This is a genomic window from Pseudomonas sp. SC3(2021), from assembly GCF_019856535.1.
Classification (GTDB): Bacteria; Pseudomonadota; Gammaproteobacteria; order Pseudomonadales; family Pseudomonadaceae; genus Aquipseudomonas; species Aquipseudomonas monsensis.
Genome location: NZ_CP082236.1, coordinates 4925635 through 4950897, shown reverse-complemented (window position 1 = coordinate 4950897; position 25263 = coordinate 4925635). Strand labels below are relative to the sequence as shown.

At 62.1% G+C, this 25263-nt stretch carries 15 protein-coding genes; 10 read left to right on the top strand and 5 right to left on the bottom strand.

Going from position 1 to position 25263, the window contains the following annotated elements; genetic code table 11:
• The first annotated feature begins 89 nt into the window (after positions 1-89).
• The 5 genes from K5Y35_RS22090 (at position 90) to K5Y35_RS22070 (ending at position 10711) form a co-directional block, all read left to right on the top strand.
• Positions 90-3041, top strand: a complete 2952-nt coding sequence (locus tag K5Y35_RS22090; RefSeq protein WP_222832950.1) for an autotransporter serine protease — start codon at positions 90-92, stop codon at positions 3039-3041.
• 224 nt (positions 3042-3265) lie between these two features.
• On the top strand, positions 3266-6352 hold the full coding sequence (locus K5Y35_RS22085; RefSeq protein ID WP_222832949.1) for an autotransporter serine protease: 3087 nt from the start codon (positions 3266-3268) through the stop codon (positions 6350-6352).
• A gap of 56 nt (positions 6353-6408) precedes the next feature.
• Complete coding sequence (locus tag K5Y35_RS22080; RefSeq protein ID WP_222832948.1) at positions 6409-8097, top strand: polyurethanase; 1689 nt, start codon at positions 6409-6411, stop codon at positions 8095-8097.
• 200 nt (positions 8098-8297) lie between these two features.
• Complete coding sequence (locus K5Y35_RS22075) at positions 8298-10151, top strand: polyurethanase (protein ID WP_222832947.1); 1854 nt, start codon at positions 8298-8300, stop codon at positions 10149-10151.
• A 182-nt stretch (positions 10152-10333) separates the two neighbouring features.
• A complete protein-coding gene (locus K5Y35_RS22070) occupies positions 10334-10711 on the top strand; it encodes a hypothetical protein (RefSeq protein WP_222832946.1) in 378 nt (125 codons plus the stop codon).
• Positions 10712-10794: 83 nt separating this feature from the next.
• On the opposite strand, the gene K5Y35_RS22065 is transcribed toward K5Y35_RS22070, so the two are convergent.
• The gene (locus tag K5Y35_RS22065; protein ID WP_222832945.1) at positions 10795-11019 is read right to left on the bottom strand and encodes a YgdI/YgdR family lipoprotein; all 225 of its coding nucleotides are present in this window, start codon (positions 11017-11019) and stop codon (positions 10795-10797) included.
• Positions 11020-11213: 194 nt separating this feature from the next.
• Here K5Y35_RS22065 and K5Y35_RS22060 point away from each other — a divergent pair, with 194 nt between their 5' ends.
• The 4 genes from K5Y35_RS22060 to K5Y35_RS22045 all read left to right on the top strand — a co-directional run bounded on the left by K5Y35_RS22060 (position 11214) and on the right by K5Y35_RS22045 (position 17720).
• Entirely contained in the window at positions 11214-12866 is a 1653-nt protein-coding gene (locus tag K5Y35_RS22060) for a VRR-NUC domain-containing protein (protein WP_222832944.1), read from the top strand.
• Complete coding sequence (locus K5Y35_RS22055) at positions 12863-15181, top strand: ATP-dependent DNA helicase (protein ID WP_186745262.1); 2319 nt, start codon at positions 12863-12865, stop codon at positions 15179-15181. Before K5Y35_RS22060 ends, K5Y35_RS22055 begins: the two co-directional genes overlap by 4 nt.
• Positions 15182-15186: 5 nt before the next feature.
• A complete protein-coding gene (locus tag K5Y35_RS22050; protein ID WP_222832943.1) occupies positions 15187-17106 on the top strand; it encodes a PAS domain-containing sensor histidine kinase in 1920 nt (639 codons plus the stop codon).
• 77 nt (positions 17107-17183) lie between these two features.
• Positions 17184-17720 carry a hypothetical protein gene (locus K5Y35_RS22045; protein ID WP_064118033.1) on the top strand — a complete coding sequence of 179 codons (537 nt, stop codon included), beginning with the start codon at positions 17184-17186 and terminating at the stop codon, positions 17718-17720.
• 57 nt (positions 17721-17777) lie between these two features.
• Here K5Y35_RS22045 and K5Y35_RS22040 read toward each other — a convergent pair whose 3' ends face one another.
• The 4 genes from K5Y35_RS22040 to K5Y35_RS22025 all read right to left on the bottom strand — a co-directional run bounded on the left by K5Y35_RS22040 (position 17778) and on the right by K5Y35_RS22025 (position 21832).
• Positions 17778-18074, bottom strand: a complete 297-nt coding sequence (locus K5Y35_RS22040; RefSeq protein WP_123468620.1) for a hypothetical protein — start codon at positions 18072-18074, stop codon at positions 17778-17780.
• A 191-nt stretch (positions 18075-18265) separates the two neighbouring features.
• A complete protein-coding gene (locus K5Y35_RS22035) occupies positions 18266-19609 on the bottom strand; it encodes a cation:proton antiporter (protein ID WP_222832942.1) in 1344 nt (447 codons plus the stop codon).
• A gap of 97 nt (positions 19610-19706) precedes the next feature.
• Positions 19707-20564 (bottom strand): glucose 1-dehydrogenase, encoded by an 858-nt coding sequence (locus tag K5Y35_RS22030; RefSeq protein ID WP_222832941.1) that lies wholly within the window; start codon positions 20562-20564, stop codon positions 19707-19709.
• A 113-nt stretch (positions 20565-20677) separates the two neighbouring features.
• Complete coding sequence (locus K5Y35_RS22025) at positions 20678-21832, bottom strand: MalY/PatB family protein (RefSeq protein ID WP_222832940.1); 1155 nt, start codon at positions 21830-21832, stop codon at positions 20678-20680.
• 357 nt (positions 21833-22189) lie between these two features.
• Between K5Y35_RS22025 and fdnG the strand changes: the two genes are divergently transcribed.
• Positions 22190-25255, top strand: coding sequence for a formate dehydrogenase-N subunit alpha (gene fdnG / locus K5Y35_RS22020; RefSeq protein WP_222832939.1), 3066 nt, complete (start codon positions 22190-22192; stop codon positions 25253-25255).
• Positions 25256-25263 lie beyond the last annotated feature (8 nt).

Genomic DNA, 25263 nt, shown 5'->3' with positions numbered 1-25263 from the left:
TCCCTCTCCCTCGGGGAGTGGGCTGGGGTGAGGGGAACAGGCAGCACCGCAGAAAAACCTGCATAAAACAATAAAAGTGAGTGGTGAACATGGACGTACGCTTCAAGCCGGCATCGGTCGGCACCCTGTTGCTTGCAGTTTCTGTTGCGCAGGCCCAGGCGCAGTACCTGGAAACCGGCAAACCCGGCGATCCCGCCAGTTGGCGCAGCACCGAGTTTCTGCGCGACTGGGGCCTGCAACGCATGCAGGCCGACCAAGCCTATGCCGCCGGCATCACCGGCAAAGGGGTGAAAATCGGCGCGCTCGATTCCGGTTTCGATGCCGCCCATCCCGAGTTCGCCAGCGACCGCTATCACCCGGTACTGGCCAGCGGCAGCTATGTTGACGGCTCGCTGTTCAACGTCGACGGCACCCTCAACTCCAACAACGACTCCCACGGCACCCACGTGGTTGGCACCATGGGGGCGTCCCGCGACGGCAGCGGCATGCACGGGGTGGCGTATAACGCGCAGCTCTACGTCGGCAACACCAACAAGAACGACAGCTTCCTGTTCGGCCCCAACCCCGACCCGCGTTATTTCAAAGCGGTGTATGACGCCCTGGCCGATGCCGGCGTGCGCGCGATCAACAACAGCTGGGGCAGTCAGCCGCCGGATGTCAGCTATCGCACCCTGGCCGATCTGCACGCCGCCTACGCCCAACACTACAACCAAGGCACCTGGCTCGACGCCGCAGGCGACGTGTCGCGCCGTGGTGTGATCAACGTGTTCAGTGCCGGCAACAGCGGTTACCCGAATGCCAGCGTGCGTTCCGCGCTGCCGTACTTTCAGCCGGACCTTGAAGGTCACTGGCTGGCCGTCTCCGGGCTCGACCAGGGCAATCAGCAGAAGTACAACCAATGCGGCCTCGCCAAGTACTGGTGCATCACCACGCCGGGGGCGAAGATCGACAGCACCATCCCCGGTGGCGGTTACGCGATCAAGTCCGGCACCTCAATGGCGGCGCCGCACGCCACCGGCGCCCTGGCGCTGGTGATGGAACGTTACCCGTACATGAACAATCAGCAGGCGCTCGAAGTACTGCTGACCACCGCCACGCAGCTCGATGGCTCGGCTACCGACGCACCGACCGCTCAGGTCGGCTGGGGCGTGGCCAACCTGAACCGGGCCATGCGCGGGCCGGGCCAGTTGCTCGGCGCGTTCGATGCCAGTCTGGGGGCGGGGCAGCGCGATATCTGGAGCAATGACATCTCCGACAAGGCACTGATCCAGCGTCAGAGCGAAGACCTCGCCGAACACAATGCCTGGCAGCAAACCCTGCAGGACAAGGGCTGGCAGAACGGCGTCCCGGGCGGTGCCAGTCAGCAGGATCAGACCGACTATGCCATCGGCAGCGCCCGCGACGCAGCGGCGACGCAGCGGATTTATCAGGGCAGCCTGATCAAGTCCGGCGCCGGGCAGCTGATTCTCACCGGCAACAATACGTATCGCGGCCCGACCACGGTCAATGGCGGCTTGTTGACGGTGAACGGTGCGCTGACGTCTGCCGTGACCGTGAACGACAACGCTACGCTCGGCGGTTCCGGGCGCATCGGCGCGTTGACCGCCAACAGCGGCAGCCGCGTGGCGCCGGGCAATTCCATCGGCACCTTGAACGTGGCCGGTGACGTGACCTTCGCGCCGGGTTCGACTTACGCGGTAGAACTCTCGCCGACCAGCAGCGATCGGATCGTTGCCGGCGGCACGGCAACCGTTAGCGGCGCCACGGTCAGCCTGTCGCTGGAAAACAGCCCGACACTGCTCAGCAGCGCCGAGACGCAAAGCCTGCTCGGGCGCCAGTACGACATCCTGCAAGCGGCGGGCGGCATACAGGGCCGGTTCGGTGCGGTGCTGCCGAATTACCTGTTTATCGGTGGCAGCCTCGACTATTCCGGCAACGGCATTCAGCTCGACATAGAACGAAATGCAACCGCGTTCGCCAGCGTCGGCCAGACCCCGAACCAACGTGCGGTGGCGGCGGCGGTGGAAGGTCTCGGCGCTGGCAATTCGGTGTACGAAAGCCTGTTGCTGGCGGCCGACGCGCCGGCCGCGCAACACGCCTTCCAGCAGTTGAGCGGCGAGATCTATCCGGCGCTCGGCTCGATGCTGATCAATGACAGCCGTCAGTTGCGCGACGCGTTGGGTGAACGTCTGCACGATGCCTCGGCGGCGCACAGCAACGGCTGGATCAAGGCCCTCGGCGCCTGGGGCACCACCGATTCGAGCCATGACACGGCGGGTTACAGCACCTCGATTGGCGGCCTGCTGGCCGGTATCGACGGCGCCCTCGACGAGCAGACCCGCATCGGTCTGGTCACCGGCTACAGCGACAGCTCATTGAGCATGGGCTCGGGCACGCATTCATCGGCCAAGGTCGACAGCTATCACCTCGGCGCGTACGCCGGCCATGAAACCGGCGCCTGGCGCTTGAGCACCGGAGCGGCGTACAGCTGGCACCGTGCGGATGTGAAGCGCGACTTGCAGTACGGCAACGTCAGCGGCAAACAGAAGGCCAAGGTCGATGCGAGCACCACGCAAGTGTTCGGTGAAGCGGCGTATCGACTGCACCTGCAACCGTTGGCACTGGAGCCGTTCGCCAACCTCGCGTATGTGCACCTGGACACCGAAGGCTTCAGGGAAAAGGGCAATGCGGCGGCACTGAAAAGCACCGGCGACCAGCGTGATGCGGTACTGAGCACCCTAGGTGTGCGCGTGCTGAAGACCTTCAACCTGTCGGCGCAGCAATCGCTGGACGTCAGCGGCCACCTCGGCTGGCAGCACAGCCTGAGCGCTATCGACTCCGGGCAGCACCTGCGTTTTGCCAGCGGCGGCACGCCGTATTCGGTGGAGAGCTCGGCACTGCTGCGCGATGCCGCATTGGTGGGCGTGCAGGCCAGCCTGGCGTTGAGCAAGGACGTGCGGGTGAACCTCGATTACACCGGACAACTGGCCAGCCGCGAGAAGAGTCATGGCGTTGGCTTGAGTTTGAACTGGCAGTTCTGACCGAGGGGAGGGACGCCAATCCCTGCGAGAGCTGCCGCAGGCTGCGCAAACACAGACCTGTGGCGAGGGGATTTATCCCCGTTCGGCTGCGCAGCAGTCGCAGACCCATACGACTCGGTTTGCCTGAAAGGTTGCAGGGGGCCGCTTAAATCCCCTCGCCACAAGGCAGTGCATGCATTCGAGATAAACGGATTTTTCGCAACATCACTAAGGAAGGTCGCTGGATGAATAACAACAATACCCCCGCGCAAACGGGTGGCCGCTTTGCCCTGAAAACCCTCACGTGCGCCGTGTTGTGCGCACTGACCAGTTGGGGCACCGCGCACGCGGCGCCCTACGTGGAAAACGGTCGCAAGGGTGATCCCTCGAGTTGGCGCAGCGCCGAGTTCCAGGCCGACTGGGGCCTGGGTGCGATCGGTGCCGATTACGCCTATGCCGCCGGCTATACCGGCAAAGGCGTGAAGCTGGGCATTTTCGACCAGCCGGTGTACGCCGCGCATCCGGAGTTCTCCGGCAGCAACAAGGTGATCACCCTGGTCACGCGCGGGATCCGCGAATACAACGACCCGTACATTCCGGTGAAGGCGGGTGATGCGTTCCTGTACGACGGCTCGCCCTCGGTCGGTTCCGACGGCAAGCTCGGTGCCCACGGCACCCACGTCGGCGGTATCGCCGCTGGCAGTCGTGACGGCGGGCCGATGCACGGCGTAGCGTTCGGCGCACAGATCATCAGCGCCGACAACGGCGATCCCGGCCCGGAAGACGGTATCGTCCGCGGTAACGACGGCGCGGTGTACAAGGCCGGTTGGGATGCGCTGATCGCCAGCGGCGCACGGATCATCAACAACAGCTGGGGCATCGGCATCACCGACCGTTTCGACCTCGGTGGCCGCGATCCGGCGTACCCGCACTTCACCGTCAACGACGCGCAATTGCAGTTCAACGAAATCCGCACACTGCTCGGCACCAAACCCGGTGGCGCCTACGACGGTGCAATTGCGGCGGCCCGCAGCGGTATCGTGACGATCTTTGCCGCCGGTAACGACTACAACCTCAACAACCCGGACGCCATCGCCGGCCTCGGCTATTTCGTCCCGGACATCGCGCCCAACTGGATCACCGTCGCTGCGTTGCAGAAGAACCCGGACCTGGCCAGCGCCAACCCGTACATCATGAGCACGTTCTCTTCGCGTTGCGGCTACACCGCGAGTTTCTGCGTCTCGGCGCCGGGCACGAAAATCTACAGCGCGATCATCGAAGGCACTAACGCCGACAACCTGACCACCGGTTACAAAAATTACAATGGCACCTCGATGGCCGCGCCACACGTGGCCGGCTCGATGGCGGTGCTGATGGAGCGCTTCCCGTACATGTCCGGCAACCAGGTCGCCACGGTGCTGCGCACCACCGCCACCGACCTCGGCGCACCGGGCATCGACGCCCTGTACGGCTGGGGCATGATCAACCTGCGCAAGGGCATCGACGGCCCGGCGATGTTCGTCACCGAGCAGGACATCCCCGAAGAGTTCCGCATTCAGGGGGCTTACGGCTCCGGTCAGTTCGTCGCTGATTTGCCGGGTATCGGCGCGATCATCGACAAGGGCAAGCCCACCGAGCGTGTCTGCACCGACATCACCTGCGGCCTCGACACCTGGCGCAACGATATTTCCGGTCATGGCGGTTTGACCAAGCAGGGCCTCGGCACTCTGGTGTTGACCGGCAACAACACCTACAGCGGCCCGACCCTGGTCAATCAGGGACGACTGGCGATCAACGGTTCGCTGCAATCGGCAGTGACCGTGAATGACGGCGGCGTCCTCGGCGGTAACGGCCATATTGGCGCGCTGTCGGTGAAAAGCGGCGGTACCGTGGCACCGGGCAACTCTATCGGCACCTTGAACGTGGCCGGCGACGTGACCTTCGCCCCGGGCTCGACCTATGCCGTTGAACTGTCGCCGACCAGCAGCGACCAGATCATCGCCACCGGCAAAGCGGTGATTGAAGGCGCGACGGTGAGCATGTCCCTGGAAAATAGCCCGACCTTGCTGACCACCAGCGAAGTGCAAAGCCTGCTCGGCACCCGCTACAACATCCTGCAAGCAGCGGGCGGGATCGAAGGCCGCTTCGGTCAGGTATTGCCGGATTACGCGTTCCTCGGTGGCATCCTCGATTACTCGGCGGGCGGTATCCAGCTGGCGGTCGGGCGCAACGAAGCCTCCTTCGCCAGCGTCGGCCTGACGCCGAACCAGCGTGCGGTCGGTGCTGCTGCCGAACGGCTGGGCGCGGGCAATGCGCTGTTCGAAACCCTGCTGTTGTCGCCGAACGCGGCCTCGGCGCAACAGGCCTTCCAGCAACTGTCCGGCGAAATCCACCCGGCTATCGGCACGCTGCTGATCAACGACAGCCGTTACCTGCGTGAGGCAGTGGGCGAGCGTCTGCGAGAACGTGACCTGTTCAACGCTGGTGCACCGACCGATGACCGCAGCAACGCCTGGGTCAAGGTCCTGGGTTCGTGGGGCAAGAGCGATGGCGGGCATGACAATGCCGACTCCAACAGCTCGATCAGTGGCTTGCTGGCCGGTGTCGACGGCTTGATTGCTGAAGATACTCGCTTGGGTTTCGTTACCGGTTACAGCGACAGCTCGTTGAACATGGGCAGTGGCACGCATTCGTCGGCGTCGGTCGACAGCTACCACTTGGGTGCGTACCTGGGGCATCAGATCGACGCACTGCGCCTGACCGCCGGTGCGGCCTACAGCTGGCATCGCGTGGACGTGAAGCGTGAGCTGCAGTTCGGTGGTGTCAGCGGCAGACAGAAAACCAAGCACGACGCCGCCACGACTCAGGTGTTCACTGAAGCGGCTTACGACCTGGGCCTGCAACCGATGAACCTGGAGCCGTTCGCCAATCTGTCGTACGTGCACCTGAACACCGAAAGCTTCACCGAAAAGGGTGACGCGGCGGCGCTCAAAGGCGGCGAAGACAACCGCGACGTGGTGCTCTCGACCCTGGGTGTGCGTGCCAAGCGCACGTTTGCCGTGTCGGACCAGCATCAGCTGGAACTGGGGGCGAGCCTTGGCTGGCAGCACAACCTGAGCAGCGTCGATGCGGACAGCCACCTGGCCTTCGCCAATGGCAACAGCGCGTTCACCGTGCAGAGCGTGTCGATGGATCGTGATGCGGCGGTGGTGGGCGTACGCGCCGGTCTGGCGCTTAATCGCGATGTGCGGGTGAACCTGGATTACAACGGGCTGATCGGTAACAACGAGAAGAACCACGGCGTGGGTCTGACCCTCGACTGGCAGTTCTAAGGCATGCCGGCAGTTCTTGCGAGAACTGCCGGTCTTGAAGGAAGAGAGGGCACAGCATGGGACTGTTCGATTACAAGAATGCCGATGGCAAAGCGTTGTACAGCGACGCCATCGCGCTGACGTTGTACGCCTACACACCGACCGGCAAACCGTTGCCCGCGACGGCCTGGGCCCCGGTGACCGCGACGGCGCTGGGCTATCAGGGCAAGGTTGGCGACAAAGGCACGTTCTTCGGCGAGAAGGACGGCTTTACCAGCGCCGAAGCCGAAGTGCTCGGCAAATACGACGCCTCCGGCAAACTGATCGGTATCGGTGTGGCCTTCCGTGGTACCGGCGGGCTCGACTACAGCGACACCTTCGGCGACATGAAAAACAACCTGTTGGCGGCGTTCGGGCCTGCGGATTATGCGAGCAACTACGCGAAAAACGCCTTCGACAACCTGCTCAAGGCCGTCGCTGCGTTTGCCATCGCCAATGGCATCGCTGCCAAGGACGTCTTGATCAGCGGCCACAGCCTCGGCGGGCTCGGGGTCAACAGCGTGGCCGAGTTGAGTGCGAACAATTGGGGCGGGTTCTTCAAGGACGCCAACTACATCGCATTTGCCTCGCCGACCCAGAGCAGCACCGGCAACAATGTATTGAACATCGGCTATGAGAACGACCCGGTGTTCCGCGTGCTTGATGGCACCACGTTCAGCAGCGCCTCGATGGGCAAGCACGACAAGCCGCATGATTCGACCACCGATAACATCGTCAACTTCAACGACCACTATGCGTCCACCGCACAGAACCTGGTGCCGTTCAGCATCATCAATCCGCTGAGCTGGTCGGCGCACAGTTCGCTGGGGTATGCCGATGGCTTGAATCGGGTGATCGACTCGAAGTTCTACAACCTCACCGATAAAGACTCGACGATCCTCGTCTCCAACCTGGAGCAAGCATCCCGGGGCAAAACCTGGGTCGAGGACCTCGGGCGCAGCGGCGAGCCGCACACCGGCAGCACCTTCATCATCGGCACCGACAGCAACGACTGGCTCAAGGGCGGGGCGGGCAACGACTTCCTTGAAGGCCGTGCCGGCGATGACCGGTTCCGTGACGACGGTGGCTTCAACATCCTGCTCGGTGGCCAGGGCCACAACACCTTCGAATTGCAGAAACCGTTGCAGAACTTCAGCTTCGCCAACGACGGAGACGGCACGCTGTACGTGCGCGACGCCTACGGTGGCATCAGCATGACTCGCGACATCGGTGCGCTGGTGAGCAAGGAGGCGGGGTCGTGGTGGGGCAGCAAGGACATCACCTGGGGCGTCACGGCCAAGGGCTTGAGCAATGGCAACCAACTGACCCAGTACACCCATTCGCTCAACGGCGATGCGTACGGCAATGCGTTGCACGCGACCGCCGACGGTGACTGGCTGTTCGGCCTCGGTGGCGACGATAAACTGGTCAGCGACAAGGGCCACGTGACCTTCGTCGGCGGCGCCGGAAACGACGTGATGACGGCGGTGGGTGGCAACAACACCTTCCTGTTCAGCGGCGCGTTCGGCTTCGATGCCATCAATGGCTACCAGGGCAGCGACAAATTGGTGTTCATGGGCGTCGAAGGCGCGGGGCAGGGCTACGACTACAAGCAGCACGCCTCGCAGTCCGGGGCCGACACCGTGCTGAAGATTGGCGACTATGCCGTGACCCTGATCGGGGTGGGAGTGGCTAACCTGTCGGACTCGGCATTCGTTTTTGCCTAGTACTCCCTGCAGGGGCGAGCCTGCTCGCGATAGCGGTGTGTCAGTTTGCACTTATTAATCAGACACATCGCTATCGCCAGCAGCCTCACTCCTGCAGTTAAACGCTAAACGTAGTTTCCGAAATGCTCCGGGGCGTCCCCCAAGGGGCGCCCTGGCTGTGAGCTATCTCTGACAATTCCAACAAAAGAGAGGCAATAGCAATGGGTGTGTTTGACTACAAAAACTTCGGCACAGCCGATTCCAAGGCGCTGTTCAGCGACGCCATGGCGATCACGCTGTATTCCTACCACAACCTCGATAACGGCTTTGCCACGGGTTATCAGCACAACGGCTTCGGCCTTGGCCTGCCGGCCACGCTGGTCACGGCGTTGCTGGGCGGCACGGATTCCCAGGGGGTTATCCCCGGCATTCCGTGGAACCCCGATTCGGAAAAACTCGCCCTCGACGCCGTGAAGAAGGCCGGCTGGACGCCGATCACCGCGTCGCAACTGGGGTATGAAGGCAAGACCGACGCACGCGGCACCTTCTTCGGCGAGAAGGCCGGTTACGCTACCGCGCAGGTTGAAATCCTCGGCAAGTACGACGCCCAGGGCCATCTGACCGAAATCGGCATCGCCTTTCGCGGGACCAGCGGCCCGCGGGAAAACCTGATCCTCGACTCCATCGGCGATGTGATCAACGACCTGCTGGCGGCGTTCGGTCCCAAGGACTACGCCAGGAACTACGTCGGTGAAGCCTTCGGCAACCTGCTCAGTGATGTCGTGGCGTTCGCCAAGGCCAACGGCCTGACCGGCAAGGACGTGCTGGTCAGCGGCCACAGCCTCGGCGGGCTGGCAGTCAACAGCATGGCCGACCTGAGCGGCGGCAAATGGGGCGGGTTTTTCGCCGATTCCAACTACATCGCCTACGCCTCGCCGACCCAGAGCAGCACCGACAAGGTGCTCAACGTCGGTTACGAAAACGATCCGGTATTCCGCGCCCTCGACGGCTCGAATTTCACCGGCGCCTCGATCGGCGTGCACGACGCGCCGAAGGAATCGGCCACCGACAACATCGTCAGCTTCAACGATCACTACGCCTCGACCGCGTGGAATCTGCTGCCGTTCTCGATCCTCAACATCCCGACCTGGATCTCACACCTGCCGACTGCTTACGGCGACGGCATGAACCGGATCATCGAGTCGAAGTTCTACGACCTGACCAGCAAGGACTCGACGATCATCGTCGCCAACCTGTCGGACCCGGCGCGCGCCAATACCTGGGTGCAGGACCTCAATCGCAATGCCGAAACCCACAAGGGCAGCACCTTTATCATCGGCAGCGACGCCAACGACCTGATCCAGGGCGGCAGTGGCAACGACTATCTGGAGGGCCGCGCCGGCAACGACACCTTCCGCGACAGTGGCGGCTACAACGTCATCCTCGGCGGCGCCGGCAACAACACCCTCGACTTGCAGAAATCGGTGAACACCTTCGACTTTGCCAACGACGGCGCCGGCAACCTGTACATCCGCGATGCCAAAGGCGGGATCAGCATCACCCGCGATATCGGCAGCATCGTCACCAAGGAGCCGGGCTTCCTCTGGGGGCTGTTCAAGGACGACGTGACCCACAGCGTCACCAGCAGCGGCTTGAAGGTCGGCAACAACCTCACCGGGTATGAGTCGAGCGTCAAAGGTACCAGCGGTGCGGACACGCTCAAGGCGCATGCTGGCGGTGACTGGCTGTTCGGGCTCGATGGCAACGATCATCTGGTGGGTGGCGCCGGTAATGACGTCTTCGTCGGTGGCGCCGGCAACGACCTGATGGAGTCGGGTGGCGGGGCGGACACGTTCCTGTTCAACGGGGCGTTCGGCCAGGACCGGGTGGTCGGGTTTACGTCCAACGACAAACTGGTGTTCCTGGGCGTGCAGGGGGTGTTGCCGACCGACGACTTGCGTGCCCATGCCGCGACAGTGGGGCAGGACACGGTGCTGACGTTTGGCAATGATTCGGTGACGCTGGTCGGGGTTGCGCTCAATAGCTTGAGTGCCGACGGTATCGTGATCGCCTGATATTGATTGGCAACCCACAACCTGTGGCGAGGGCGCTGTCTCCCTCGCCACAATCGGGTGCTGGAAGTGACTCGATGGCCATTCTCTGACTCAAACCCTGTGCAAACAGGAAAAGCGGCCTAAAGCCAGCACGTGCACACACGTTCTATAGCTAGCCGCCATTGAGTACAGGAGATTCACACGTGAGAAGTTTCAAGGGGTCTATCGGTTTCGTCGGACTGGCGCTGTGTTCCGCCAATGTCTGGGCCGATCTGCCTCAAACCTCGATTCTGAGCCGTTACGGCATCAGCAGCGAGCAACTGCCGAGCCCGGCCAAGACCAAAGCGGTCGAGCCGGTCGAGGAGAAAAGCCGTTTTCAGATCCAGCCCGAACAGCCCTTCGTGACCATTCGCCTGGGTGACGGCAAACCACCGCCGCAAACCACCGGCAATCCGAGCATTGACCGCATGGCCCAGCAGGACCTGGAGCGTTGCCAGCGCCTGCAAGGCGAATTGGTACGACGTGGCGGCAGCTACTTCAGTTGCGACAACAGCATCCCGGGCATGCCCGCGTTCGAATAACCCGAGACGCCTGTGCAGGAGCTGCCGAGGCGGCGATCTTGATCGTTCCCACGCACAGCGTGGGAACGAACGGCAGCAGGGTGTCAGTCTTCTTCGCGAACAGTGGCGACTTCATCGGCGCGCACTTTCACCTTGGCCCCGGAAATATCCTCGAATTCATAGAAACCGTCCTTGGTTTTGGTCTTCGGCATGTCCTTGGTCAAATACTGAGTGCCGTTCTGCAGGGTGACCACGGTCTGGGTCGAGCAACCGCCCAAAGTCAGCAAAGCCGCAACTGCCAGAGGAATGCCCAGCGTCTTGATTTTCATACCCACTTCTAGATCCTCGTTCCATGTGATACCGAGCAATGTCGGTCTTCTAACGCGGTTGGTGCCATCACGCGGGAAAAAGTTCGATGCGCCGGTCAAAAAATGCCACTGATCCTTTTCCGTTTGCACCGGACGGGGCAGAGCTGGTATCTGTACGCATAACCAGTACTCGCTCGCCATGGCCCTGAATTTCCGTGACTGCCAATCCCCTCGACGATCCGTTCTATTACCTCAACAACTTCCGGCAAGTGCTTGACTGGCTTGAGCTGCGCTATGCCGATGTGATGAGCGCAACCGAGCACGCCTTCATTCGCGACTTCAAGGCATTGCCCAAACCGTCGCAAGGTTTGCTGGTGCGCATGGTGATGCGCAAGGGCGTGCATTTTCGTGCCGGCAAACTCGCTTATGCCGAGATCGGTGACATCGCCGAGGCTGCGCAACCGTTGCTGGAGCATGGCTGGCTGGATGAACACGCCCCCTTGGCGCTGGCCGAGGTGTTCGAGGTGTTGCTCAAGGCCGAAATCCTGCAAGCGTTCGCCGCGTTCATCGAGCAACCCAAGGGCCGCAAGGACGACTGGCTGCCCGCACTCGCCGGGCTGTTCCCGGAAACCCGCCGCCTGTGCGACTGGGCACCGTTGCTCGCCGAGCGTCTGTTCAGCCTGACCATCATGGACCTGTGCGACCGCTTGCGCCTGATGTTCTTCGGCAACCTGTACCAGGACTGGTCGGAGTTCGTCCTCGCCGACCTCGGGATCTTCACCTACGAAAAAGTCGAGTTCTGCGCCGATTCCCGTGGTCTGCGCAGCCGCGAGGACGTTGACGCCTGCCTGTTTCTGCACACCTGCCAGCTGCGCTTCGAGGCCGGAGAACCGTTGGCGATCATTGTCGAGCAGGTCAGCGCCATGCATTTCGATAACCCGTGGCTGCAACGGCGGCGTGGCAAGGTGCTGTTCCAGATCGCCCAGTATTGCGAGCGCACCACCGAGTTTGCCCTGGCCCTGAACATCTACCGCGACTGTGCCTACCCGGGCGCGCGATTGCGCATGATTCGGGTGCTGGAGCGCTGCGGTGAATACGCCTTGGCCCTGGAACTCGCCACTGTGGCGGAGCAGGCCGTGGAGAGTGCTGCCGAACAACAAGGCCTGCAACGCATCGTGCCACGGCTGCGGCGCAAACTCGGTGGTCCGCCATTGAAACGGGTGGCGGCCAGACCGGTGGAGCGCCTGGATCTGCAGCTGCTGCGTAGCGATCCGGGGTTGTCGGTCGAGTACTACGTGCAGGCCCATCTGCACGACGACGATGGCCCGGTGCATTACGTGGAAAACAGTCTGATCAATTCGCTGTTCGGCCTGTTGTGCTGGCCGGCGATTTTTGCGCCGCTGCCGGGCGCATTCTTTCACCCGTTCCAGCGCGGGCCTGTGGATCTGCTGAATGAAGACTTTCAGCAACGCCGCGCCGAACTGTTCCAGGCCTGTCTGGCTGAACTCGACGATGGTCGCTATGCGCAGACCATTCGCGAACGATTTGTCGCCAAGTGGGGCATCCAGTCGCCATTCGTGTTTTGGGGCGCCTTGAATGAAGCCTTGCTGGAGCAGGCACTGGCCTGTCTGCCGGCCGAACACCTGAAACACTGGTTCAACCGGCTGCTGCTCGACATCAAGGCCAATCGTGCTGGCATGCCCGACCTGATCCAGTTCTGGCCGCAGCACAAAACTTACCGGATGATCGAAGTCAAAGGCCCCGGCGACCGCTTGCAGGATAACCAGCTGCGCTGGCTGGAGTTCTGCCATCAACACCAGATGCCGGTTGCCGTGTGTTACGTGCAATGGGCGGAGCAGAGCGCTTGAGCTACAGCATTGCCGTGCGCGCACTGTGCGAGTTCACCGCGAAATGCGGCGACCTCGACCTGCGTTTCACACCGTCCCCCACCGCGCTGGAAGGCATTGCCGGGCATCGCACCGTGGCTTCGCGGCGTAGCGAGCAGTATCAAAGTGAAGTCGCGCTGGAAGGCGAGTACCTGCAACTGAAGGTCAAGGGCAGGGCGGATGGCTACGACCCGGCGCAAAACTGCCTCGAAGAGGTCAAAACCTACCGTGGCGACCTGAGCAAGCAACCGGCCAATCATCGGCAATTGCACTGGGCGCAGGCCAAGGTTTACGGCTGGTTGATGTGCCGCAAGCTCGATGTGCAGCAGATCAACCTGGCGCTGGTGTATTTCGACATCGTCAGCGAGAAGGAAACCTGCCTGGTCGAAGCCTTCGACGCCAAGACCCTGCAGGACTTCTTCGAGCACCAATGCCGCTTGTTTCTGCATTGGGCCGAACAGGAAATGGCGCACCGTGATGCGCGTAATCGAGCGGCGCAGCACCTTAGCTTTCCCCATGCCGGTTTTCGCCCCGGCCAGCGGCACCTGGCCGAATCGGTGTTCAAGGCCGTCAGCACCGGTCGTTGTCTGATGGCCCAGGCGCCGACCGGGATCGGCAAGACCCTCGGCACCCTGTTCCCGATGCTCAAGGCGCTGGCGCCGCAGCAACTGGACAAGGTGTTCTTCCTGACCGCCAAGACCCCCGGGCGCAAACTGGCGCTGGACGCCAGTCAGGTGTTGTTCGATCAGACGCCGACATTGCCCTTGCGGGTCCTGGAAATGGTCGCCCGGGACAAGGCCTGCGAACACCCGGACAAGGCCTGTCACGGTGAGTCCTGTCCCCTGGCGCAAGGCTTCTACGATCGTTTGCCCGCCGCCCGCGAAGCGGCCAGTCGCATCAACCTGCTTGATCAGGCGGCCATGCGCGACGTCGCCGCGCAACACTCGGTCTGCCCGTATTACCTGAGCCAGGAAATGGCCCGCTGGGCCGACGTGGTGGTAGCCGACTACAACTATTATTTCGACTTCAGTGCTTTGCTGTTCGGGCTGGCCCAGCTCAATCAGTGGAAAGTCGCCGTCCTGGCAGACGAGGCGCACAACCTGGTGGAGCGCGGCCGGCAGATGTACAGCGCCAGTCTGGATCAGGGCACCTTCGGCAGCGTGCGCAAAACCGCCCCGCAGGCGCTGAAAAACGTCCTGCAACGGGTCAACCGCGAGTGGAACGCGTTGCATGCGCCGCAACTGGCGCCGTATCAGGCCTACGACAAGGCGCCGGAAAAACTGCTGCAAGCGATCTCGCTGTGCTGCGCGGCCATCGGCGATTACCTCAACGATCACCCGCAAGGGCTCGACAGCGGTTTGCAGAATGTCTACTTCGACCTGCTGCAATTTGGCCGGGTCGCGGAGCTGTACGACGAGCATTATCTGTTCGACATCAGCAAGCGCGACCTCGATCGCAAGCGACCGCTGTCGCAACTGTGCCTGCGCAATGTGGTGCCGGCCGCGTTCATCGGCCCGCGCCTGAAAGCGGCGCGCAGCAGCGTATTGTTTTCCGCCACCCTCAGCCCGCGCCGCTATTACGCCGACCTGCTCGGGACACCCGCCGATACCGTGTGCATCGACGTAGAGTCGCCGTTCAGCGCCGAGCAGTTGCAGGTGCACATCGTCAGCCGCATCTCGACGCGCTTCAACCATCGCCAGGCTTCGCTGGCGCCCATCGTCGAGCTGATCGCTCGCCAGTTCAGCGAACGGCCGGGCAACTATCTGGCGTTCTTCAGCAGCTTTGACTACTTGCAACAGGTCGCGCAGTTGCTGGCCGAACGGCACCCCCACATCACCTTGTGGCAGCAATCACGGGGCATGGCCGAAGGTCAGCGTCAGGCGTTCCTCGATCAGTTCACCGCCGACAGCCAGGGCGTCGGGTTTGCGGTGCTGGGCGGCGCCTTCGGGGAAGGCATCGACTTGCCTGGCGCCCGCCTGATCGGTGCGTTCATCGCCACCCTTGGGCTGGCGCAGCTCAACCCGGTCAATGAACAGATGAAGCAGCGCATGGCGGCGATTTTCGGCGCCGGCTACGACTACACCTACCTGTTTCCCGGGGTACAGAAAGTGGTGCAGGCCGCCGGTCGCGTGATCCGTACCCGCGAGGATCGCGGCGTGGTGATGCTGATCGACGATCGCTTTGCCGAGCATCGCATTCAGCAACTGCTGCCGCGCTGGTGGGCGATCGATAACGAGCCCGCCGCTTCCCAAATCGACGGATTCACGCATACTCCTGCTCATATCAGTGTGCGGTGAGTGGAATGAGCGATAACAGCAAGACCGGGGCGATGGAGGAGATGCGATTTCGGCTCCTGATCGATGCGGTGGTCGATTACGCGATCTACATGATCGACCCCGACGGCATCATCACCAGCTGGAACTCCGGCGCGAAACGCTTCAAGGGCTATGAAGAGGCGGAAATTCTCGGCGAGCACTTTTCAAGGTTCTACACCCCGGACGATCGCGCTGCCGGATTGCCGCAGCGGGCGCTGGATACGGCGGTCCGCGAAGGACGGCATGAAGGCGAAGGCTGGCGGGTGCGCAAGGACGGCACGAATTTCTGGTGCCACGTGGTGATCGACCCGATCATCGCGCCGGATGGCCGCTTGCTCGGTTTCGCCAAGATCACCCGCGACCTGACCGATCGCAAAATGGCCGAGGAAACCCTCAAGCGAAGTGAGCAGCAGTTCCGCCTGCTGGTGCAAGGCGTTACCGACTACGCGATTTATATGCTCAGCCCGGAAGGCCGCGTCAGTAACTGGAATCAGGGTGCACAACGCATCAAGGGCTATACGCCGGAAGAAATCATCGGTGAGCATTTTTCGGTTTTCTACACCCCCGAAGACCGTGAACTCGGCGAGCCGGCGCGGGCCCTGGAAATCGCCACCCGCGAAGGCCGCTTCGAGAACAGGAGCTGGCGCGTACGCAAGGATGGCACGCGTTTTCTCGCGCACGTGGTAGTCGATGCGATTCGCGGGGAAACCGGGACGCTGCTGGGGTTTGCCAAGATCACGCGTGACGTGACGCAAGCCCATGAGGCGCAACTGGCCCTGGAAAAGACCCGCGAGGCGTTGTTCCAGGCGCAGAAGATGCAGGCCATCGGTCAGCTCAGCGGCGGCATCGCCCATGACTTCAACAACCTGCTGACGGTGATCCTGGGCAATCTGGAAATTCTGCAGAAACGCATCGGTGACGAACCGAAAATCAGCCGCTTGCTGGAGAACGCCACCCAGGGCGCCTTGCGCGGTGTGTCGCTGACCCAGCGCATGCTGGCGTTCGCACGCCGGCAGGAACTCAAGACCGAACCGGTCGATATTCCGCAACTGGTGCAAGGCATCACCGGGCTGTTACGCAGTTCGCTGGGGCCAGGAATTCACATCGAGACACGCTTTGCGCCGGACCTTTCGCCGGTGCTGGCAGACAGCAACCAGCTGGAACTGGCCGTGCTCAACCTGGCGACCAACGCCCGCGACGCCATGCCCGACGGTGGCACAGTGGTGATCAGTGCGCAGCCGGAAGTTGTGCTTGAACAGAGTTATTCGGCGCTGACACCGGGGCATTATGTGTGCCTGAGCCTGATCGACAGCGGCGAGGGCATGGACACAGAAACCCTGGCCCAGGCCAGGGATCCGTTTTTCACCACCAAGGGCCTGGGCAAGGGCACCGGCCTGGGCCTGTCGATGGTGCACGGCTTCATCGAGCAACTCGGTGGGCGCTTTGTCCTCAAGAGCGAAAAAGGCCACGGCACGGCGGCCGAACTCTGGTTGCCGGTGATCGGCGAGGGCGTGACGGCCAAACCCTCGCGGCTGCCGGTCGAACCGATTGCAGTACCACGGCTCAGCGTACTGGTGGTGGACGACGATTCGCTGGTTTTGACCAGCACCAGCCTGTTACTCGAGGACCTGGGGCACCGGGTGATCAATGCCACGTCCGCCGCCAGGGCGCTGGCGCTGTTCGATGAGGGCGAAGTCATCGACCTGATGATCACCGACATGGCCATGCCGACCATGAGCGGCGCACAACTGGCCCACGCCGTGCGCCTGCTCAAACCCGACCTGCCGATCATCCTCGCCACCGGTTACGCCGAACGGCTCGAAGGCTTCGCCGCGCAACTGCCGCGTCTGCCCAAGCCGTTTACCCAGTTGAATCTGGTGGAAGTGATTGCCCAGGCAATGAAATGACCCGGCGGGCAATCCGGCTGAACTTGTCTGCAAACGCGCGCTTCTAAGCGTTTTCCCTACCCCGGAGCGTGCGTCTCTTGCCTCGCATATTGACCCAGCCGACCGCTGAAGAAACCCTGACCGAACATAATGCCAAGATGTTCGGTTCGCCCAAGGAGCGGCTGGATTTCTATCGCCGGGAGATCCAGTACGAAACCAGCATCCTCGCCAATCGCACCGACGCCTACCTGGCGGCGCAGTCGTTTCTGGTGATTGCCTTTGCCTCGTGCATGGCCAACCTCAACCCGGAATGGGGCAAGTTGTTCACCCTGGTGGTGCCGCCGTTTCTGGCGCTGCTCGGGCTGCTCAGTTCGCTCAATGCCTGGCCGGGCATTCGCGCCGCGTACGACATCATTGATCACTGGCACTTCAAACAGAGCCATCTGTTGCACAGCGAGCCCTTGATGGGACTGGCATATGACGAGTCGCCGCTGTTCAGCGAAATGGAGTCGAGCCACAAGGGGTACCGCAAGTCGCTGCTGTTCTCGGTGCGCACCCCGTGGATCTTTGCCACGTTCTGGGTATTGCTGGGCAGTTATGCGGTGTTTATTCAGGTGACCAATCCGGGCGGTTGATCAGCAGGCAAAAAGCAGTCCGGCACTGATTGCCGGGCTGCTTTTTGGGGCGAGGGGTCACTCGGCAATTTCAAGCTGGCGACGCAATCCCTGCGAGTTGTGCGGCGACATCGGGATCGGCGGGAAGTCTTCGTTGAGCACGCACAAATGCTCGATCGCATCGGCAAACTTCAGGTCGGCTTTACGCCGTAACGCGCGATAGTGTTCAAACTGTTCCATATCCATCTCTCGGCTTTCCAGCAGTTCGTGAGCCGCGAGGTTCAGCGCCTGCGCCTCTTCGAACAATTGGCGATTGCGTTCCAGAGCCAGCGCTCTGCAAGCCTTGATTTGCGCAGGAGTCGAGCATTCTTTCATGACCGTAACCTTATTTTTCGGGATTCCTTTTCATAGGCGTTTCGCCGCAGGGGAACCGAACCTGCCAGGCCCCGCCGAGGGGCTCGGCGAGGGGTTAACGTTGTGACCGCCAAGCGTCGCGCAGCGATCCATTTTTTTTCACAGGATTTTTAACCTTGTCATTCCGCGGGAGGAGCTACCGCAGGCTGCTCCTATAAAAGAGCTTTCTGGCGTCGTTCGTAGCGGGCAAGAATCGGCTGGGTGCTGACCCCGTGCAGCAAAATGCTCAGGGCCACCACAGACAGCGTCAGGTCGGTACACAGCGTGGCGACAGCGTCGGTCAGGCCATGATTCAACGCATAAAACAGGTAGAACAGGCTGCCGATACCGCGGATGCCGAACCAGCCAATCAACAGCCGTTGCCGCCCCAGCAACAGGCCACCCCACGGCATCAGTGCTACGCAGACCGGACGGATCAGGCAGAACAACACACCGCCGACCAGCAACGCGCGCCAATCCCAGTGCGCGATCAGCACCACGCCCAGCAGGGTGACCAGAAACACTTCCATGGCCCGTTCCACCAGACTGCCGAACGACAGCATATCGCCCATCATGATGCCGGCTGCGACCTGACTGCTTTCCAGCCGTTCGGTATCGCCGTGCATCGCGTGTTGCGGCTCGACGTTCTGGTGGCCGACCACCGGTTGCACCAGGTGTTCGGCCGGCGGCTGGCTGGCGCCGGTGGATTTCACTTCAACCTGACGCAAGCCCAGGCCGGCCGCAAAGACCGACAGAAAGCCGTAGCCGCCGATGGCTTCGGCAACGACGTAAGCCAGGGCAATCAGCGACAACGCCAGGTAGTCGTTGGGGCTCAGGGTGCTGTCGTCATTGTGGATGCGCAGCAACAGGGTCACACGGCCGATGCCGCGGCCCATCCAGTAACCGGTCAACAGGCCGGCGGGCACGGCCCACAGCAGATTGCGCAAGACCCAACCCTGCCAGTCGCCAGCCGTGCCGTCAGCGTGAATCAGCAACAGCCCGAGAATCACAAAAGGGAAGGCGATCCCGTCATTGAGCCCGGCCTCACCGGACAGGCCAAACCGCACACTGTCGACGTCCCGCGCATCATTGACCTGCACCAGGGCGGCGAGCACTGGGTCGGTTGGCGCCAGAATCGCACCGATCAGCAGCGACGGCCCCCACGGTAGCTGCAAGCCCCAATGCAACAGCAGGCATACCCCGGCGATGGTCAGCACCATCACCGGGCCCGCGAGGCCGAAGGCTATCCGCCAGCGTTTGTCGCGCAGCGGCAAGCGCAACTTGAGGCCGCAGACGAACAGCGAAAACAGCACCGCGACTTCCGTCAGGTGCTCCATCCATAACGAGGCGTCGTCCAGCGACAGTTTCAACAGATCAAGGCCGCTGGGACCGATGCCGATCCCCAGCAGCAGGCAGACCGCCGATGTGGTCACCGGCATCCAGCGCAGGTACGACGAGGTCAGCGCCAGGGTCAACAGCACAGCGCCCAGCACGGCGACCCACACGGTAAAGCTCATAAGATGCCGCCTTGGATATTGGGTGTGACTGCCGTTGTGAGCAGGCGCAGCCTTCGGCAACGCCTGCGGGTCGTGTTGCTGTGTGGATAGCGCGGAATCAGAGCATCGGTTTGCCACCCGTCACGCCGTAGCGCTGGCCGGTGATGTAGCTGGCTTCGTCCGACGCCAGCAGCACATAGATCGGCGCCACTTCCACTGGTTGCCCGGGGCGCCCGAGCGGGGTTTCGCTGCCGAAATTCTGGACTTCTTCATCCGGCATGGTCGAGACGATCAGCGGGGTCCAGATCGGCCCCGGTGCCACGCAGTTCACGCGGATCTCTTTCGGCCCGAGCATCTGGGCCAGGCCACCGGTGAAGTTGGCGATCGCGCCTTTAGTGGTGGCGTAGGCGAGCAGGGTCGGCTTGGGCAAGTCGGAGTTGATCGAACTGGTGTTGATGATCGACGCGCCGGGGCGCATGTGTTTGATCGCCGCCTGACACAAGCGGAAAATCGCGGTGATGTTGACGTCAAAGGTCATCACCCATTCTTCGTCGGGGATTTCTTCAAAGGTTTCGTGGGTCATCTGGAACGCGGCGTTGTTGACCAGCACGTCGATGCGGCCAAAGCGTTCGATGGTCTGGTCGACCAGCGCCTGGCAGTGGGCCTTTTGCGCGAGGTCACCGGGCAACAACAGACACTGGCGACCGGCCTGCTCGACCCAGCGTGCGGTCTCTTTGGCGTCGTCATGCTCATCGAGATAAGCCACGACGACGTCTGCGCCTTCACGGGCAAAGGCAATCGCCACGGCGCGACCTATACCGCTGTCGGCGCCGGTGATCAGCGCAATCTTGCCGGCCAGCCGGCCGGAACCGACATAGCTTTGTTCGCCGCAGTCGGGATAAGGCTGCATTTTGCCTTGCTCGCCGGGCACCGCCTGGGCCTGTTTGGGGAAGGGGGGGGTTGGATAGTCGGTCATCGCAAATCTCCGGGTCTCATGGCAGGTATGAGAGGTTGACCCGGGCGGTTTGCCGTGAGTTCGATCAGATTTGGGGAGCTGGCAAGCCAGCTCCCACATCAATCAAAGTGTTTTCAGGTATTGCGGTCAGCCAGGGCTCGCTCCATCCGGGCAATACCGTCTTCGAGCATTGAACGCGGGCAGCCGAAGTTCAGGCGCACGAACTGTTGGTGCTGGTCGCCGAAGTCCAGACCGGCGCTCAAGCCGACTTTGGCCTGTTCCAGAAAGAACTGCTGAGGATTGGCCAGGTCCAGCGCCGAGCAATCGAGCCACGCCAGATACGTGCCCTGCGGCACGTTGAGGGTCACGCCGGGCAACCGGCGGCGCACGGCGTCCACCAGCCAGTCACGGTTGGCCTGCAGATAGGTTTTCAACTCGGCCAGCCACGGCCCGGCTTCGCTGTAGGCGACGCGGGTGGCTTCCATGCCCAGCGGGTTGACACTGTCGACCATGCCGCAGCGGGCGTGGTTGACGCGTTCGCGCAGGGCGGCGTCCTGGATGATCATGAACGAGGTCTTGAGACCGGCGATGTTGTAGGCCTTGCTCGCCGACATCAGGGTGATGGTGCGGCGGGCGATTTCCGGACTCAGGGAAGCGGTCGGGATGTGCACGCGACCGTCGAAGCACAGCTCGGCGTGGATTTCGTCGGAGATGATCCACGCGTCCCGGGCAACACAGATATCCGCCACCGCTTGCAGTTCTTCACGGCCGAACACCTTGCCGATCGGGTTGTGCGGGTTGCTCAGCAGCAGCGCGCCGCCACCGATCAGTGATTCACGCAAGCCCTCCAAGGGCGTCAAGTAAGTGCCGTCAGCCTGTGCGACGAATTTTAGCTCGACCTTGTTCAATCCCCAGTGGCCCGGCGCATGGCGCAGCGGCGGGTAGTTGGGCACTTGCACCACGACGTTCTGTTGCGGCTGCACCAGCGCTTTCAAGGCCATGTTGAAACCGGACTCAACGCCCGGCAGAAAGATCAGCTCCTGAGGTTTGACCTGCCACGCGAACTTGTTCCAGAGGTCGGCAACGATGGCCTCGCGCAGGTTGTCCTGCGCCACGCTGTAACCCAACAGCGGGTGCAGGAGACGCTGCTGCAGTGCCTCGATCACCACCGGCGGTGCGGCGAAATCCATATCAGCGACCCACATCGGCAACACGTCGGCCGGGTAGCGGCTCCACTTGGTGCTGCCGGTGTTGTGGCGGTCGAATACCTGATCAAAATCGAAAGTCATGCGCGGTCTCGTGAAGGCGGGAATGGTCCTGCCGGCCATTCTAAGCCTCCATCCCCTGTGGGGGCGAGTTTGCTGCTTATAAGGGTCACACAATACCTGTGGGAGCGAGCTTGCTCGCGAAGGCGTCGTGTCAGTCAGCATCGATGTCGAATGACACACCGCTTTCGCGAGTAAGCTCACTCCCACAGGGTTTGGTGGTCTTCAGTTAAAGACCCGACAAACGGCCGACGGTCGGTTTTCACACAGACCGTATGGTCATTGTCTACAGTGAAAAAGTCGGCACACGTTTGCCGTAACCGTGTTTGTCCAGAAAAAGCCCGGCATCAGTACCGGGTTCCACCTGATCAGGAGTGCACGATGGATCTCAGCCGTCGTCAGTTCTTCAAGGTCGCCGGTATCGGCCTTGCAGGCTCTAGCCTGGGCGCGTTGGGCATGGCCCCGACGCCAGCCTTCGCCGAGCAGGTGCGCCACTTCAAGCTTGCCCACACCCATGAAACCCGCAACACCTGCCCGTATTGCTCGGTCGGTTGCGGCTTGATCATGTACAGCCAGGGCGATGCCGCGAAGAACGTCGCGCAAAACATCATTCACATCGAGGGCGACGCCGACCACCCGGTAAACCGCGGTACCCTCTGCCCGAAAGGCGCAGGTCTTCTCGACTTCATTCACAGCCCCGGCCGTTTGCTCTACCCGCAAACACGCAAGCCGGGCAGCAGCGAATGGACGCGAATCAGTTGGGACGAAGCGCTCGACCGCATCGTCGACCTGATGAAAGCCGACCGCGACGCCAACTTCATCGAGAAAAATGCCAACGGGCAAACAGTGAATCGCTGGCTGAGCACCGGGTTTCTCGCGGCATCGGCGGCGTCCAACGAAGCCGGCTACATCACCCAGAAGGTGATTCGCAGTCTCGGCATGCTGGGGTTCGATAACCAGGCGCGTGTCTGACACGGCCCGACGGTGGCAAGTCTTGCCCCGACGTACGGCCGTGGAGCCATGACCAACACCTGGACCGATATCGCCAACGCGAATCTGATCCTGGTGATGGGTGGCAACGCAGCAGAAGCGCATCCGTGCGGCTTCAAATGGGTGACCGAGGCCAAGGCGCATAACGCCGCGCGGCTGATCGTGGTCGATCCGCGTTTTACCCGGACCGCGTCCGTGGCCGACTATTACGCGCCGATCCGTACCGGCACCGACATCGCCTTCATGGGCGGCCTGATCAATTACCTGCTGACCACGGACAAGATCCAGCACGAATACGTGCGCAACTACACCGACATGTCGTTCATCGTCAGGGCCGGCTATGGCTTTGAAGATGGCATCTTCAGCGGCTACGACGTGGCCAAGCGCAGCTATACCGACAAATCCGGCTGGGGCTACGAGCTGGGCGAGGACGGCTTTGTCAAAGTCGACCCGACCCTGCAGGACCCGCGCTGTGTCTATCAACTGATGAAACAGCATTACAGCCGCTACAACATCGACCTTGCCAGCCAGATCTGCGGGATGCCGGTCGATGCCATGCAGAAAATCTGGGATGAGATTGCCACGTGCGCCACGCCCGGCAAGACCATGACCATTCTCTATGCGCTCGGCTGGACGCAACACTCGATCGGCGCGCAGATCATTCGCAGTGCGGCGATGGTCCAGCTGTTGCTGGGCAACGTCGGCATGCCGGGCGGCGGAGTCAACGCGTTGCGCGGGCACTCGAACATTCAGGGCCTGACTGACCTTGGCTTGCTTTCCAATGCGCTGCCGGGCTACCTGACGCTGGGCACCGACACCGAGCAGGATTACAACGCCTTCATCCACAAACGCACGCAAGTGCCGCTGCGTCCGGGGCAATTGTCGTACTGGCAGAACTACAGCAAATTCCACGTCAGCCTGATGAAGGCGTGGTACGGCGCCAATGCCACCGTCGAGAACAATTGGTGCTACGACCATCTGCCGAAACTGGACATCCCCAACTACGACGTCCTGAAGATGTTCGACCTGATGAGCCAGGGCAAGGTCAACGGCTACTTCTGCCAGGGTTTCAACCCGATCGCTGCGCTGCCGGACAAGAATCGGGTGATGGGCGCACTGGCCAAACTGAAATGGCTGGTGGTGATGGACCCGCTGGCCACCGAAACCTCGGAGTTCTGGCACAACGTCGGGCCGTACAACGACGTGAAAAGCGCCGAGATCCAGACCGAAGTCATTCGCCTGCCCACCACCTGTTTTGCCGAAGAGGACGGTTCGCTGGTCAACAGCAGCCGCTGGCTGCAATGGCACTGGAAGGGTGCCGATGGCCCAGGCGAAGCGCAGACCGACATTCGCATCATGAGCGAGCTGTTCCTGCGCCTGCGCAAGCGCTATCAGGCCGAGGGCGGCAAGTTCCCCGATCCACTGCTGAAGCTGTCGTGGCCGTACAAGATCCCCGACGAGCCTTCGCCGGAAGAACTGGCCAAGGAGATCAACGGCAGCGCCGTCGCCGACTTCACCGATGCCACCGGCGTCGCGGTCAAGGCCGGCACGCAACTGGCGGGTTTCGGCTTGCTCAAGGATGACGGCAGTACCGCATCCGGCTGCTGGATTTTCGCCGGCAGCTGGACGGAGGCCGGTAATCAGATGGCCCGGCGCGACAACGCCGATCCCTATGGCATGCATCAGCATCTGGGTTGGGCATGGGCCTGGCCGGCCAACCGGCGGATTCTCTACAACCGTGCTTCGGCGGATGTCGCCGGCAAACCGTGGGACCCGAAAAAGCGTCTGGTGTGGTGGAACGGCAAGGCCTGGGGCGGTACCGATGTGCCGGACTACAAGGCCGATGTGCCGCCGGAAGCCGGGATGAACCCGTTCATCATGAACCCCGAAGGCGTGGCGCGGTTCTTCGCCGTCGACAAGATGAACGAGGGGCCATTCCCCGAGCACTACGAGCCGTTCGAAACGCCGATCGGCATCAACCCGCTGCACCCGCAAAACAAAAAGGCCACCAGTAACCCGGCGGCGCGGATCTTCGATTCGGTCTGGGAAAGCCTCGGTGAAGCCAAGGACTTCCCGTACGCCGGCACCAGTTACCGGCTCACCGAGCATTTCCACTTCTGGAGCAAGCATTGCAAATTGAATGCGATTGCCCAGCCCGAGCAGTTCGTCGAGATCGGCGAAGTGCTGGCGAAAGAGAAGGGCATTGCCGCCGGTGATCGCGTGCGCGTCAGCTGTAAACGCGGGTTCATCGAAGCGGTGGCGGTGGTGACCAAAAGGATCCGGCCGTTGCAGGTCAACGGCCAGGTCGTGCATCAGATCGGCATCCCGCTGCACTGGGGGTTCACCGGCCTGACGCGTCACGGCTACCTGACCAACACCCTGGTGCCGTTCCTCGGCGATGGCAACACTCAGACCCCGGAATCCAAGTCATTCCTGGTCAACGTGGAGAAGCTCTGATGGAGAAT